This is a genomic window from Yersinia sp. 1652 StPb PI (assembly GCF_041538345.1).
Taxonomy (GTDB): domain Bacteria; phylum Pseudomonadota; class Gammaproteobacteria; order Enterobacterales; family Enterobacteriaceae; genus Yersinia; species Yersinia enterocolitica_E.
Map to the genome: position 1 here is coordinate 285,136 of NZ_JAULSM010000002.1, position 14,871 is coordinate 300,006.

Genomic DNA, 14,871 nt, shown 5'->3' on the forward strand with positions numbered 1-14,871 from the left:
GATCATCCTCAGCTTAAAAAAGAAACATTGTGTGTATTTTTATAAAACAACGTTTCTTTTTTTGAAAGAGGTAACAATGCGAGCACAGCTTCAACCTCCACATAGCTTGGCTATGTTGGTAATGATGTCCAGTCTGATAGCCAGCACCCCAACAGCAATTGCAGCTAAAGCAAGTGCCCACGATGCCCCGCAACAGCTTCAGGTTCCTACTCTCGCTTATGATGAGAGCACTATTGTATTAGTGTGGAAAGCACCAGAAGACACCGGTAAAATTGTCGATTATCAAATTTATTCTGCTGGAAAGCTGCTGGGCAAAGCCAGTGATAACAATAATAAATTCTCTCCCGCCAAGCCCTATATTGATCACTTTTATGCCAATGATAAAGATAATTTCCAGCATAAGATTGTGCTACAAAACTTCACCGTTGATGGCCTGAAACCTGATACCCGCTATCAGTTCACGGTAAAAGCCCAATATGCTGATGGCTCGTTATCCGCTGCCAGTAATCTTGTTACGGCAAAAACCAGCGCCAAACCACAAATCGTCAACGTGCGCGACTTCGGCGCAGTTGATGATGGCAAGACATTGAATACCAAGGCGATCCAACAGGCAATCGATAGTTGTAAGCCGGGCTGCCGGGTTGAAATCCCTGCGGGTACTTTCAAAAGTGGCGCGTTGTGGCTAAAAAGTGATATGACCCTCAACCTGCAAGCAGGTGCAACACTATTAGGCTCAGAGAACCCTGATGATTATCCAGCGGGTTACCGTTTATATCCCTATTCTACCATTGAGCGCCCAGCCTCACTGATCAATGCCATTGACCCGAATAAAAGCACACCAGGGACTTTCCGCAACATCCGTATTACCGGTCCGGGGGTGATTGATGGTAATGGCTGGCAACGGGCAAAAACGGCTGAAGTGACCGATGAGCTAGGTCATCGATTGCCACAATATGTGGCGAGCAAAAACAGCAAAGTGCATGAAGATGGGATTCTGGCTAAAAATCAGGTTGAGAAGGCTGTTTCTGATGGTATGGATTTGAAAAATGCCTATGGTCAACGTCGCTCCAGCCTGATGACATTGCGCGGTGTAGAGAACGTCTATCTGGCAGGTTTTACCGTACGTAACCCCGCATTCCACGGCATCATGAATCTGGAAAACCACAACGTGGTCGCCAACGGTTTAATTCATCAAACCTATGATGCAAACAACGGCGATGGTATCGAGTTTGGTAATAGCCAAAATGTAATGGTGTTTAATAACTTCTTTGATACTGGCGACGACTGTATCAATTTTGCTGCCGGTACTGGAGAAAAAGCACAGCAGCAAGAGCCGATGAAAGGTGCATGGCTGTTTAATAACTATTTCCGTATGGGCCACGGTGCCATTGTAACCGGTAGCCATACCGGTGCCTGGATTGAGGATATTCTGGCGGAAAACAACGTGATGTATCTGACCGATATTGGCCTGCGTGCCAAGAGCACCAGCACCATTGGTGGCGGCGCCCGTAACGTGACATTCCGTAATAATGCCATGCGCGATTTGGCCAAACAGGCGGTAGTGATGACGCTGGACTATGCCGACAGTAATGCCAATATCGACTATCCACCAGCTAAAATACCGGCTCAATTCTATGATTTCACAGTAAACAATGTGACATTAGATAATATAACCGGCAAAAACGCTGTGATTGAAATCAAAGGCGATACGGCAAACCAAGCCTGGCACCGTTTGGTACATGTCAACAATGTGCAATTGAAACAGGTAAACCCAACCGCTATCAGTGATTTACGTGACAGTGAATTTAATAACGTGGTCTTTACTGAGTTACGGGGTGATACCCCTTGGCACTTCAGCGACGTGAAAAACGTGACTGTCGATGGCAAACCCGTAACGCCTTAGCGGGGCAAAAACGGGCAGATCCAGACACTGCCCGTTACTGTTTTCGCCTTCGCGGCTATTTTTAGCTTTGACTACTGTTTCTTCGCATTTGCTAATTGCGCACGAATATTGGCCAGATGACTCTGGCCTTTCTGCATCCGCTCTTCCGGGCTAACGGCTTTGCGCTCATCTTCCCATTTCAAGTCATCTTGCGGTAACTCCATCAGAAAGCGACTGGGTTCCGGCCGAATCAGCTCACCATACTGCCGCCGCTCTTTGCACAAGGTAAAGAACAACTCACGCTGGGCGCGGGTGATACCCACGTAGGCCAAGCGCCGCTCTTCATCTACATTATCTTCATCGATACTGCTTTGATGCGGCAGCAAGCCCTCCTCCATGCCAACCAAAAACACATAAGGGAACTCCAGCCCTTTGGAGGCATGCAAGGTCATTAATTGCACTTGATCCACTTCTTCATCACTTTCCCCCCGCTCCATCATGTCGCGTAGGGTAAAACGTGTAACGACCTGAGTGAGCGTCATCGGCTCATTCAGCTCAGAGCCTTCCAGCATTTCAGTCATCCAACTGAATAAGAGATTAACGTTCTTCATCCGCATTTCTGCCGCTTTGGGGCTGGGAGAGGTTTCGAACAACCAACTTTCATAATCGATGCCGTGAATCAGATCGCGCACTGCCGCCACTGGCTCACGTTCTACCAGCCGAATAATACTATCCATCCAGTGCGTGAAACGCTGCAATGACTCCAAACCACGGCCTTTCAGATGCTCGCCTAATCCCAAATCAAAACTGGCTCGAAACAGGCTTTTATTACGTAAATTGGCCCATTCTCCCAGTTTTTGCACGGTCGTTGAACCAATCTCACGCTTGGGTGTATTCACGATACGTAAAAATGCACTGTCATCGTCCTGATTGGTCAATACCCGCAAATACGCCAATAGGTCTTTGATCTCTGGCCGCGAGAAAAATGAATCGCCTCCCGAAATACGATAAGGGATACGGTTTTGCATCAGTAGCTTTTCGAACAACCGCGACTGATGGTTACCGCGATACAAAATGGCGTAATCACTGTATTGAGTCTTTTTGACAAAGTGATGGGCGATAAGCTCACCGATCACTCTTTCCGCCTCATGATCTTCATTATTAGCAGTGATCACTTTCAGCTCATCGCCATAACCCAATTCAGAAAAGAGTCTCTTTTCAAAAACATGGGGGTTATTGGCAATCAGAATATTTGCCGCCTTTAGAATTCGGCCCGAGGAGCGGTAATTTTGCTCCAGCTTGATCACCTGCAATTGCGGGAAGTCTTCATTCAATAAGACTAAGTTCTGTGGTCGCGCTCCGCGCCATGAATAGATAGATTGGTCATCATCACCGACTACGGTAAAACGCGCCCGGTTGCCCACCAGTAATTTAACCATTTGATATTGGCTGGTATTGGTATCTTGGTATTCATCGACCAGTAGGTATCGCAGACGATTTTGCCAGCGTTCGCGCACGTCCAGATTGTTTTGCAGCAGCAGTGTCGGCAGGGTGATAAGGTCGTCGAAATCCAACACATTGCAGGCTTTCAAATGGGCGTCATATAAGCCGTAGCAATGCACAAACAGCTTATCACGCTCGGATCGCGCCAGTGCCGCAGCCGCCGCTGGCGAGAGCAGATCATTCTTCCAGTTGGAGATCTGGGATATCAATTGTTGCAGTAACGTTTTATCGTCTTCCAACCACTTGTGGGTCAGATCTTTCAATAGCCCCAATTGGTCCTGTGCATCAAACAGCGAGAAGTTGGATTTCATCCCCAACGCCACATACTCTTTTTTGATAATCTCTAATCCCAGAGTATGGAAGGTTGCTATCATCAAGCCACGTGCTTCTTTACGCCCCAATGTTTGCGCCACACGTTCTTTCATTTCACGCGCCGCTTTATTGGTAAAAGTCACCGCCGCAATATGTTTCGGTTGATAGCCACACTGGCGGATCAAATGGGCAATCTTGTTAGTGATAACTCTGGTTTTGCCCGATCCCGCACCGGCCAACACCAGGCAGGGGCCAGTAACGAATTCGACGGCTTGTTGTTGGCTGGGATTTAATCGCATGGCACTCAGAAGCTCAGTGGGTTAACGGGGGAACAGGATTGTAGCAGAAAGCGGTCGGCGAAAAAAAACCACCTGCTGTTTTTGATTTGTAAAACGCTCGCCGCAGTGGCCCCATCACGACCAAAATACGCTACACTGGCGCGCTTCAAGACCTATTGAAGATAACCTTCGTTCAAATAACTATGTAGTCTAAATAACTTAGTGGTGATTGTTACTATGGCAAACAAAGCTTCTGCACTGCACATTTTGGTTGATGATGAAAAGCAGGCAAACGATATTCTGGCGCAATTGAATAACGGCGCAAATTTCCAAGAGTTAGCGAAAAAATTCTCTAACTGCCCGTCAAAACGTAATGGCGGCGATTTGGGCGAGTTCAATAAAGGGGATATGGTCCCAGCTTTCGATAAAGCGGTATTTAGCTGCGAACTGCTGCAACCTTATGGACCGGTTAAGACCCAGTTTGGATATCACATCATTAAAGTGTTATATCGTAACTAAGTTAGTGATGCGCCACCTTTCTGGCGGCGCAATAACTCAGTTTTAGTCCAGTGGCTCTCATCTGATGTAATCCTCATGCTATAAGATTATTTTTAATAAATAATATTATATCCCTCATGACTTTATCTATACTTTCTATACAAATACTCCACTAAACTTTACAAAAGAACCAGTGAAATTATATAGAAAAGCTATTTTTAGGTACCAAAAAACAGCAAAATCAATATTTTTTAATAAAAACAACAAGAAAGATCCCATTAGTTGTTTTATTTTAAATAAAAAAACCATTTAAATACAATAAGTTGATAGATATTTTGTAGATGCACAGTTTTTGTAGGAATATTCCCACACAGATTGGTTCGTTTATCTGATGTGAAGTTAAGACAGCTTTCTATATTATCTCCCTCATCAAGTAACAGACGTGGCGGAATATTTACCACCGATTTACTTAAACGAAAAGAATGTGGAAAGCTGACAAGTATAATCGAATAACATTCGCACATATAGTCATTAACCCACTTCATATTTATTAAGTTAAGTATTCATTCATATTTAAATTCGAATGAATGCTCACCCACATTTAATTATTATATTGGAGTTTTAAATGAACAAGTTAACTTTGGCTATGGCGTTATTCTCAGCATCTACAACTATTGCAATGGCAGCAAGTAATAATACAATTACTTTCCAAGGTGAAGTCACAGCACAAACCTGTTCTGTTACCGTCAACGGCGTTGATGCCAACCCAATGGTATTGCTGCCAACTGTATCCAGCAGCGATTTGGATTCTTCAGGGAAAACAGCAGGTAAAACGGCCTTTACCCTGGGTGTATCTGGTTGTGCAGTTGGCAATGATGATATTGATGTCAAAACTGTTTTCGTCGCTAACCAAGTCACAGCTTCCGGTAACTTAAAAAATACCGGCACGGCAGCAAACGTTGAGCTTCAATTGCTGAAAGACACAACAACGACTTCAGGTATCGATCTGAATAGTGGTTTGGCGCAAGATGGTATAGTGTTAAAGGCTGGTGATACAGCAGCAGAGCATGATTTTGCAGTTCAATATTATGCAACTGGACAAGCAGGCGCTGGTTCTGTGATCGCATCGGTACAATATGCAGTTTCTTACCTGTAATCCCTGCTTTGCCGAATAGGATATACTTTAACTAGTTGGCGCTGCAATCAGGCAAAGTAAATGACAAATCGGTCATAGACCTTTTTGAATAGCATTTATACTAGCCCACAGGGTGAGCCTCAATGAGGCTCATTAATCCCGATGATCTTCACAATAGTGATTCGGGTAAAGTACCCCGATGTGTATTCAGCAGCTTCAAGCACCAACAAAATAGCTATTCGGCCAGTTTCATTCAGAGGGTATCCCCATGATGGTTAACATACATAGCTACAGTTATCGTTATCTGTTCATCGCGTTATTAATTTTTATGGGCATCTCTTCTGCTAAAGCCAGCGTCATCATGACGGGTAGCCGCATTATATATTCGGCGGGCGAAAAAGAGCACAGCGTACAATTAACAAATAAAGACAACTTCCCCAATGCGGTTCAGGTCTGGCTAGACAGTGGTGATGCCCAATCAACACCAGAAACAGGCAAAGCACCCTTTATCGTCACACCACCGTTCTTTCGCATGGAAGCCAATGCGGGACAAACATTGCGGCTGAAATATACCGGTAGCGGCCTGCCAACAGATAGAGAATCCGTGTTCTATCTTAATTTTTTACAGGTGCCTCCCGTCAACAAAGCAGAAAAAAGTAATAAAATGTTAGTGTTGATGCGTAACCGCATTAAAGTATTTTATCGACCCGAAAGTATTACTGGCCGTGTTGATCAGGTCTCCAGCGCACTGACTTTCAGTGTGCGCCAACGGGGTAAAGATGTTGTTGTAACAGGGAAAAACCCAACAGGATTTTATGCCACCATTGCCAGTGGTGAAGTTGTTGGCAGTGGTAAAAAACTTAAAATGAAATCCGAGATGATTTCACCGATGTCTCAAGCAGAATGGGTTATCCCAAATTCATCTGTACCTTCTAATGCTATTGTTAATTTCCTGATAGTGAATGATTTCGGCGGGCAAGATACCGGAAGTTATCGTATTTAGCCGGTAAAGGAAGATTTATGAGGCTTGCACGCGCTTCTGTGAAGAGAAAATTCTTTGGACGCAAGAAAGCATTAACACTATGTATTGCTTTAATCTTACATGTTGATACGGCTGTGGCTCAGGATGAGCCACAAAACCTCGAGTTCGATGAATCTCTGTTTTTAGGGACCAATTTTGCTTCAGGTTTGAATCAACTCAATAAAGAGAATTCTGCCACAGCCGGAAATTACGATGCTGTCGATGTCTTGGTTAATAACAAACCGTTCAAACGCACTACCATTGAATTTATTAAGAATGCTGACTCATCAGAGATTTACCCCTGCCTGAGTGATGAGTTCTTAACTGCGGCTGGCGTACTTCTAACCAACAAAGACGGCGCTGTAACCAACGAAACTAATACCCAAGAGACAGAATCAGCCCCTTCGGAGACTGCTGCAACCTCGTCTACAGAGCAATGTAGGCCACTGGCTGAGCGAGTAAAAGGGGCCTCTTTTCACTTTGATCAGGCTAAACTTCGCCTGGAACTGTCGATCCCACAAGCTTTGTTGCAAAAACGCCCCAGAGGTTATATCGAGCAGAGTGAATGGCAGGAAGGTGAAAAACTCGCATTCATCAACTACAGTTCTAACTTTTATCGCAGTGATACTCAGGCCCAGCAAAATAGCACCTCTGATTACGGGTTTGTTGGCTTAAAAAGTGGCCTCAATCTCGGATTATGGCAACTGCGTCAACAATCAAACGTACGTTATTCCAGTAATGATAATAGCAGCGATACCCAATGGAATAATATTCGTACTTATGTCCAGCGCCCTATCCCCCAATTGGATAGTCAATTAACGCTGGGCGAAACCTTCACCGACAGTACATTATTTGGCACCATGTCGTTTCGTGGCGTTAAAATGGCAACCGACCAACGTATGTGGCCAGAATCCATGCGTGGATTTGCCCCTGAAGTCCGTGGTGTTGCCAGTACCAATGCGCGGGTGGTTGTTAGCCAGAATGGGCGTGAAATTTATGAAACTACGGTTGCGCCTGGCCCATTCGTTATTAACGATTTATATAGCACCACCAGTCAGGGTGACCTCAATGTTGAGGTGATTGAAGCGAATGGTAGCCGTTCGACATTTACCGTGCCATTCAGTGCCGTCCCGGACTCAATGCGCCCAGGTGTTAGCCGTTATAATGCGGTGGTCGGCGAATCCCGTGATTTCACCAATATTGATAACTATTTCACTGACTTCACCTATGAGCGCGGTGTTACCAATCAGTTAACTGCGAACAGCGGCCTGCGTTTAGCACAAGACTATACGGCACTCCTTGTCGGTGGCGTATTGGGTACCCCCATCGGGGCCTTTGGCCTCAATACTACCTACTCTCATGCTAAAGTTGAAAATGATGAAACGCAGAATGGCTGGCGAATGCAAGCAACCTATAGCCAGACATTTAATCAAACCGGGACCACATTCTCATTGGCTGGATATCGCTATTCAACCAAAGGATATCGCGATTTAAATGATGTTTTTGGCGTGCGCTCAACGCAAAAAAATGGCGGGACATGGGATTCAACGACCTATAAACAACGCAGCCAGTTTACAACCTCAATTAATCAGACGTTGGGTAATTATGGTCAACTTTCTGCGTCTGCATCGACCAGTGATTATTATAATGATACGCAACGAGATACGCAGTTACAGCTAAGCTATTCAAACAGTTACCAAGACATCAGTTACAACCTGGCCATTAGCCGTCAGCGCACTGTTTATACCTCAACCCAATATAATTGGGATGACGATACGACGAATGAGACAACAACGCGCTACGGTAATACTGAAAATATTGCGACGCTAACGGTGTCTATTCCACTAAATATTGGCAATAAGAACCAATATTTATCGATGTCTGCTAGCCGTAACCCAAAAAGTGGTAATAGCTATCAGACGTCATTATCAGGTACCGCCGGTGAACGAAACACCTTTAACTATTCAGTGAATGCCGGCTATGACGACAGCAATATCAGTAGCAGTTCAAATAACTGGGGGGCAAATGTGCAAAAACAATTCCCTAATGCGACCGTCAATGGCAGCTATTCCCGCGGCAATAATTACACCCAATATGGTGTTGGTGCTCGTGGAGCCGCAGTAATACATAGTAAAGGTATGACACTCGGGCCTTATTTGGGCGAGACCTTTGGTTTAATTGAAGCGGATGGTGCTCAGGGTGCAACAGTACGAAATGCACAAGGGGCGAGGATTGATAATAACGGATTTGCCTTGGTGCCATCGTTAACACCCTATAATTACAATACGGTGGGTTTGGATACTAAAGGCATTAATCGCAATACTGAACTGAAAGAGAATCAGGGCCGCGTCGTTCCTTACGCCGGGGCCGCTGTGAAAGTAAAATTCGACACCCTGAAAGGCTATGCCGTGTTAATTCAAACCCAAACTAACGAGGGTGAAGGGTTACCACTGGGTGCCGATGTTTATAACAGCAAAAATGAAATTGTCGGGATGGTAGGTCAAGGGAATCAGATCTACGTACGAGTGAAAGACGACAAAGGCTCACTTTATGTGCGCTGGGGTGAAAGCAGCAGTGAGCAGTGTGAATTACCTTATACTTTTGATGGTCAAGATACTGAGCAGGATATTATTCATATAACAGGCAGTTGCCACCGTTAACAATTATGAGAAAAATAATGTTAAGAACAACAGAGCAGTTAATATCTTGCGAACTATCACCGCCAACGGCCACTACTTATCACCGCCGCTCGCGTATTTTGGCTGGAGCGATATTATTTATAGGGCTATGCAGCACCTCAGTATGGTCAGCCTGTACTCGCATTACGGCACAAACTCAACTTGGCGCCGGTGATGGTACGGCAAGTGACTGGGCGGGTTCTCTGGATTATAATAATGGCTCACTCGGCTTGCCGGGCCTTATCGACCTTAGCACGGCGGCGAATTTTCAACCCGATGGGACATTATTAGCCGCAGGTACCTCTGACTTCACCACCTTTGCCCTGAACACCGGTTATGACCCTAATCGGGTGCTATTCCGCTGCGCTGCGGCCGATGTTGATCAACTCTTCGAAATGTATGCCACTAACGGAGATAATGACTTTGGTGGTAAAAATGAAGATGGTGCCATTGCCGGTAATGTTCCCTCTGGTTTTGCCACCTATGTCCGCAATGTTGTTATCAGGCTTACAAATCTATCCACTGGCGAGTATTACTCGCGCTTATGGAAAGGGCGGCGCTTAACCGACCTGGATAAAGATAGCAGTGGCCGTATTTTAGTCAAAGCCAAGAATTTCAGTAACCTGTATACCGAGCTGTTTCGTATTGATTATGTCCGTGCCGGCACTAACAATGCAGCCTCTTACCTGTATGCCTATACCCAACCCAATGCTTATATCGCGTTTAAAGGACCAGGAATTAGTGGCCCTATTGAAGGAACTGACTCCGTATCAAACTGGCCCGGCTGGTATGCCACCTGGCCTGCCTCTATTGGATTGTACAATTATGTCACTTTCCGTCGAACCACGATTTGTGCGGTAACCAATTTTACCCCAACAGTGATATTACCGAGAATTTCTGTGGCAGAGCTGAACAGTGGCAGCACCACTTCGGCTGAATTTAAAGTAGATTTTCAGTGCCAGACCGGCGTGACATCAGGTGTCACTGCTGGCACGGTAGCGATGGGCTTTCTGGTACCAGCAGCAAATGCCGCTAAAGCGCAAGCTTTGGGATTAATGAACGGCAGTGGCGGGATCAGCCACTTGGTGTCAGATAGTTATGGTTCTGCCGGAACAGCAAGCGGTGTAGGCATCCGTATCTACCGCAATAATAGTCCGATTTATCTGCTATCAAAGAATGTAACTCAAACCGGTAATAACGCCGGCTGGTATGGCATCTTCCAGGGCGCCCAAGAAATAACCGGCACGGTGAGTGGGGGTAACAGTTACACTGAGAACTTTCGGGCTGAGTTAACTAAAATCAGCGGGCAAACTGTGACACCAGGAGCGGTGAATGCACATGCGCAAGTGGTTATACGTGTCCAATAATATGTTTTTCAGACACATAAATAGTGGGATTGGTGGGTTACTTTTGTTGCTTATGGTTACCAGTATACCGGCCACGGCAAGTGTCATTGCGGAAAGAACACGCATTATCTTCAGTGAAGGTAGCACCGAAGAGTCACTACAACTGGTTAACAGTAATAGCTATCCGGTGGCAGTGCAGGTCTGGGTGGATGACGGTGATTTGACCGCAACACCAGAGAAGTCTATTTCACCGGTATTAGTGTTGCCCCCGCTATTTCGGCTACAACCACAGGCACAACGCAGCCTGCGATTGATCTTATCGGGGGCCAGTAAATTACCCGTTGATAGGGAGTCTGCATTTTGGCTCAATGTTTACGAAATTCCACCGAAGGTGACCCCTAAAACTGAGGATGAATCTTTCGTCACGCTGGCCTTGCGCATGCAATACAAAGTATTTTACCGCCCTAAAAACTTACCAGCCCCAGGAGATACTTTAGGTAAGGCGTTAACCTTTACTCTTGAGACAAAAAGCGATACCGCCCTGATTCGGGTTGATAACCCGACGCCTTATTATGCATCATTAGCCTCACTGACATTAGGCTCAACTGAAAGCCTGCCAGATATGGTTGCTCCTTTTTCGAAGCTCGATTTTTCGCTCAATCGTTTACCCCCAGCAGTCAGCAAGACGGTCAATTTTGTCTTAATTGATGATTTAGGTAACCGAAAGGTATTTAGCAGCAATTTAAAATAAAAAATTAATGAATATAAACTGTCGCAGAGACAGTTTATATTCTGGTTTCTAATTACCACAACCAGTCATATGCCTTGCCCCGCCCTATTCCACGTCTGATTCAAGTCTAATTACCGATAATAAGATCTATTCTTGATTGCTCTATTCTATTAAAGCTTATTATGTTTATAAAAAATCACTCCACCTGCATTTCCAGTGAAATGCCCAATTGCATTATGCATCCTTCAATAAAACTTTCAGCAACTTGTAATTGACGTCGAATCTCCCGTTCATTACATTTTTTCAATCGGGCAATAGAGGCTTTAGATTGCCCATACACATAATGTCGAAGGATAAGCTCCAGTTCTTTTTCTCGCGAGGCCCGCTGTAAATTTCCTATTGTTTTATCAATGGCTAATCCATCATTATCGCAACATGACTCTACCTGTTTATTGCTCGTCACCAATCCCTTAAACCCGCTAGCGATATGAGGATAATCCAGATGAGAGTTATCCCTAGCCCATACACCCCAACGCGTCAAAACAGTTTGGATATCACTCATTACTGCTCTCCTTTTATATTTAAATGCCTTTTCATTTATTTGATTAATATCACCCACAAAAAAGACCTCACTAATTAGCAAGGTCTATTAATTAATAATATTGAGAAATAATAGATATACCCATAATGTGTTAAACCACGATTAACACCTTACAAGATTTTTTTCGGGCCGGGATAGCATTAATTTAATAAATTTCACCCCCATGAAATACATAGACATTAAGATAGAAAAGTTAACATATCCTCATCCGAACTTAGAGCTATTTATATCATATAACCGACTCATTAATTACAGAATTATAAATCATGAAAATATAAACTGCCAGAAAGGCGGTCTATATTATTAATTAACGATATAAATTACTCTTTGAATCCGGGCTTGCCATTTTCGGCCCGCCATTTTTTAATGAATTCAAGAATACCTTCGGGGCTATTATCAACGTCTGAGTCGGGATAAAATAGCACACCATTCCCGTGAGGATGCTCAGTAAGCATTACAAAATGATGAATAAGAGCATCATGTTCCTTCTCTGAAACATCTACGGCCCAAATTTTGTTTAAAAAAGCTAAAAACTCAGATTCAGTATATTCAGTTATACTATTTTTTAATTCCATTACTCACCTCCATTCTTTGAGTGAATATTTATATGTCGTTTTGGTGTCATTACCCTTATATTTTCAATATCATAAACTGCACCATCATCACGAATAAATCTAACATGATGGAGCTCAAACTTCTCTCTTCCTCCTACCTGCTCAGTTGGTATTGGATATGGAGCGTAACCACGTTTCATTCTATTCTGGTTCAAAGGCGAGAACTGCCCAGCCAATTCAGGGTCATTCGCAACCTCCTGCCAAAACGCTTCCCTAAATCTATCAAAACTACTGAACTTCCTGCCACGTAATTTATCGGCAATCTGTGCTGGGATCGGTGCTCCCAGCCACTAATAAGCTGAGGACCAAATGATGTAATAAATAGAGTATTTATATTTAAGCGAATAATTAATAAAGTAAATATAAACCACCAGAATGAACTGGCGGCTTATATTATTAATTAACGATATATATTATTCTTTGAATCCGGGCTTGCCGTTCTCGGCCCGCCATTTCTTGACTAATTTAAGTATTCCTTCAGGGCTATCGTCTGCGCCATCTTCTGGGTAATAAATTAAATCTGTTCCTGAAGGGTGCTCACTAACTTGTATAAAATTCTCCAAAAGAAAATCTAATTCATCCTCTGAACCTTCATCTGAAATTATTATTGAGATCAGTTCAATGAATTCAGATTCCGTATATTCTTCTAGCTTATATTTTAATTTCATTTCATTCGCCCTTCTTTGAGTGAATCTCTATATGTCTTTTGGGTGTTATCACATGCAAATTATCTACATTATAAACATCTCCACCATCACGAATGTGTTTTACATGGTGTATTTCAAAAGAGCGTCTTTTTCCCACAGTATCAACAAATCTAGCTCTAGGGGATCTTTCATGCTTCATTCGGGTCACATTTCTCGGGATAAACTGCCCAGCCAATTCAGGGTCATTCGCAACCTCCTGCCAAAACGCTTTCCTAAATCTATCAAAACTACTGAACTTTCTGCCACGTAATTTATCGGCAATCTGTGCTGGGATCGGTGCTCCCAGCCCCTAATAAGCTGAGGACCAAATGATGTAATAAATAGAGTATTTATATTTAAGCGAATAATTAATAAAGTAAATATAAACCACCAGAATGAACTGGCGGCTTATATTATTAATTAACGATATATATTATTCTTTGAATCCGGGCTTGCCGTTCTCGGCCCGCCATTTCTTGACTAATTTAAGTATTCCTTCAGGGCTATCGTCTGCGCCATCTTCTGGGTAATAAATTAAATCTGTTCCTGAAGGGTGCTCACTAACTTGTATAAAATTCTCCAAAAGAAAATCTAATTCATCCTCTGAACCTTCATCTGAAATTATTATTGAGATCAGTTCAATGAATTCAGATTCCGTATATTCTTCTAGCTTATATTTTAATTTCATTTCATTCGCCCTTCTTTGAGTGAATCTCTATATGTCTTTTGGGTGTTATCACATGCAAATTATCTACATTATAAACATCTCCACCATCACGAATGTGTTTTACATGGTGTATTTCAAAAGAGCGTCTTTTTCCCACAGTATCAACAAATCTAGCTCTAGGGGATCTTTCATGCTTCATTCGGGTCACATTTCTCGGGATAAACTGCCCAGCCAATTCAGGGTCATTCGCAACCTCCTGCCAAAACGCTTCCCTAAATCTATCAAAACTACTGAACTTTCTGCTACGTAATTTATCGGCAATTTGTGCCGGGATGGGTACCCCCAGCCCCTTACCCGCCTCTGCCAGTCAAACGCCTGCAACTTGCTGCCCACGACCGGTGACCACTCCCGGCTCATCCCGTGGCGTTTTAAGATAAATATACTCCGGTTCCAGCCCCGACGCTGCTGGGAACCAAATGACGTAATCGTGGAAATCAATCTCGTTCGGAGACAAAAATGTCATGCTAAGATTGGAGTGATCGAAGCTGATATCCGTTCCGGTATGCTGCGGAAAGACCGGTGCACTGGCCGGTGGCGGCGATACCGAACCGATATTCATGCCGGGTGGCCGCGTCGGGGTAAAGATAAAAGTATGTGGCGGTTGGCTGTCGGTGGTAAAAAGATATTAGGATTTCCAGCACTAAGCCCTCTCGGCACGCCCTTGACGCCATCAGTTGAGCCACGGCGGCCCTGACTCATGACATTACTGTGTCCTTTTCCCATACTTTATTTCCTTATTTAATTTTTTATAATTAACGAGAATATTGACTGCTAAACCTATTTATCTTTTTCACCTCCTTAACATTATTTAAATGTCATTATTTTTATTCTTTAGTTTTGCCAGCCCCACAAATAAAAAC

The 14,871-nt window shown here is 43.9% G+C and carries 15 protein-coding genes and 1 pseudogene; 7 read left to right on the forward strand and 9 right to left on the reverse strand.

The genetic code is table 11. From position 1 onward, the window contains the following. Nucleotides 1–76: 76 nt before the first annotated feature. Nucleotides 77–1,903 (forward strand): glycosyl hydrolase family 28 protein, encoded by a 1,827-nt coding sequence (locus Q2T71_RS17915; RefSeq protein ID WP_372560087.1) that lies wholly within the window; start codon nucleotides 77–79, stop codon nucleotides 1,901–1,903. 71 nt (nucleotides 1,904–1,974) lie between these two features. Here Q2T71_RS17915 and rep read toward each other — a convergent pair whose 3' ends face one another. After that, entirely contained in the window at nucleotides 1,975–3,996 is a 2,022-nt protein-coding gene (gene rep, locus Q2T71_RS17920) for a DNA helicase Rep (protein ID WP_372560088.1), read from the reverse strand. Nucleotides 3,997–4,212: 216 nt separating this feature from the next. On the opposite strand from rep, the gene ppiC reads away from it, so the two are divergent. The 6 genes from ppiC (at nucleotide 4,213) to Q2T71_RS17950 (ending at nucleotide 11,404) form a co-directional block, all read left to right on the forward strand. After that, on the forward strand, nucleotides 4,213–4,494 hold the full coding sequence (ppiC, locus tag Q2T71_RS17925; RefSeq protein WP_004704164.1) for a peptidylprolyl isomerase PpiC: 282 nt from the start codon (nucleotides 4,213–4,215) through the stop codon (nucleotides 4,492–4,494). Between the two features lie 604 nt (nucleotides 4,495–5,098). After that, complete coding sequence (locus tag Q2T71_RS17930) at nucleotides 5,099–5,629, forward strand: fimbrial protein (protein WP_372560089.1); 531 nt, start codon at nucleotides 5,099–5,101, stop codon at nucleotides 5,627–5,629. Between the two features lie 250 nt (nucleotides 5,630–5,879). Continuing rightward, nucleotides 5,880–6,611 (forward strand): molecular chaperone, encoded by a 732-nt coding sequence (locus tag Q2T71_RS17935; protein WP_372560669.1) that lies wholly within the window; start codon nucleotides 5,880–5,882, stop codon nucleotides 6,609–6,611. Nucleotides 6,612–6,628: 17 nt separating this feature from the next. Beyond that, nucleotides 6,629–9,289: a fimbria/pilus outer membrane usher protein gene (locus Q2T71_RS17940; RefSeq protein ID WP_372560090.1), complete on the forward strand. Its 2,661-nt coding sequence runs from the start codon at nucleotides 6,629–6,631 to the stop codon at nucleotides 9,287–9,289. A 17-nt stretch (nucleotides 9,290–9,306) separates the two neighbouring features. Beyond that, complete coding sequence (gene stbD, locus Q2T71_RS17945; RefSeq protein ID WP_372560091.1) at nucleotides 9,307–10,674, forward strand: fimbrial usher protein StbD; 1,368 nt, start codon at nucleotides 9,307–9,309, stop codon at nucleotides 10,672–10,674. Then, nucleotides 10,640–11,404 (forward strand): molecular chaperone, encoded by a 765-nt coding sequence (locus Q2T71_RS17950; protein WP_372560092.1) that lies wholly within the window; start codon nucleotides 10,640–10,642, stop codon nucleotides 11,402–11,404. Before stbD ends, Q2T71_RS17950 begins: the two co-directional genes overlap by 35 nt. Before the next feature lie 175 nt (nucleotides 11,405–11,579). Here Q2T71_RS17950 and Q2T71_RS17955 read toward each other — a convergent pair whose 3' ends face one another. The 8 genes and pseudogenes from Q2T71_RS17955 to Q2T71_RS17990 all read right to left on the reverse strand — a co-directional run. Beyond that, nucleotides 11,580–11,945: an antiterminator Q family protein gene (locus tag Q2T71_RS17955; RefSeq protein ID WP_372560670.1), complete on the reverse strand. Its 366-nt coding sequence runs from the start codon at nucleotides 11,943–11,945 to the stop codon at nucleotides 11,580–11,582. A 359-nt stretch (nucleotides 11,946–12,304) separates the two neighbouring features. Then, on the reverse strand, nucleotides 12,305–12,559 hold the full coding sequence (locus Q2T71_RS17960) for a bacteriocin immunity protein (RefSeq protein ID WP_372560093.1): 255 nt from the start codon (nucleotides 12,557–12,559) through the stop codon (nucleotides 12,305–12,307). Continuing rightward, on the reverse strand, nucleotides 12,559–12,885 hold the full coding sequence (locus Q2T71_RS17965; RefSeq protein ID WP_372560671.1) for an HNH endonuclease signature motif containing protein: 327 nt from the start codon (nucleotides 12,883–12,885) through the stop codon (nucleotides 12,559–12,561). Before Q2T71_RS17965 ends, Q2T71_RS17960 begins: the two co-directional genes overlap by 1 nt. 126 nt (nucleotides 12,886–13,011) lie before the next feature. Then, nucleotides 13,012–13,266 carry a bacteriocin immunity protein gene (locus Q2T71_RS17970; protein WP_372560094.1) on the reverse strand — a complete coding sequence of 85 codons (255 nt, stop codon included), beginning with the start codon at nucleotides 13,264–13,266 and terminating at the stop codon, nucleotides 13,012–13,014. 1 nt (nucleotide 13,267) lies between these two features. Next, nucleotides 13,268–13,591 (reverse strand): HNH endonuclease signature motif containing protein, encoded by a 324-nt coding sequence (locus Q2T71_RS17975; RefSeq protein ID WP_372560672.1) that lies wholly within the window; start codon nucleotides 13,589–13,591, stop codon nucleotides 13,268–13,270. 126 nt (nucleotides 13,592–13,717) lie between these two features. After that, nucleotides 13,718–13,972 (reverse strand): bacteriocin immunity protein, encoded by a 255-nt coding sequence (locus tag Q2T71_RS17980; protein WP_372560094.1) that lies wholly within the window; start codon nucleotides 13,970–13,972, stop codon nucleotides 13,718–13,720. Between the two features lies 1 nt (nucleotide 13,973). Further along, nucleotides 13,974–14,318, reverse strand: a complete 345-nt coding sequence (locus tag Q2T71_RS17985) for an HNH endonuclease signature motif containing protein (RefSeq protein ID WP_372560673.1) — start codon at nucleotides 14,316–14,318, stop codon at nucleotides 13,974–13,976. After that, nucleotides 14,319–14,621, reverse strand: a pseudogene (locus tag Q2T71_RS17990) (S-type pyocin domain-containing protein); the annotation flags it as partial. Nucleotides 14,622–14,871: the final 250 nt, after the last annotated feature.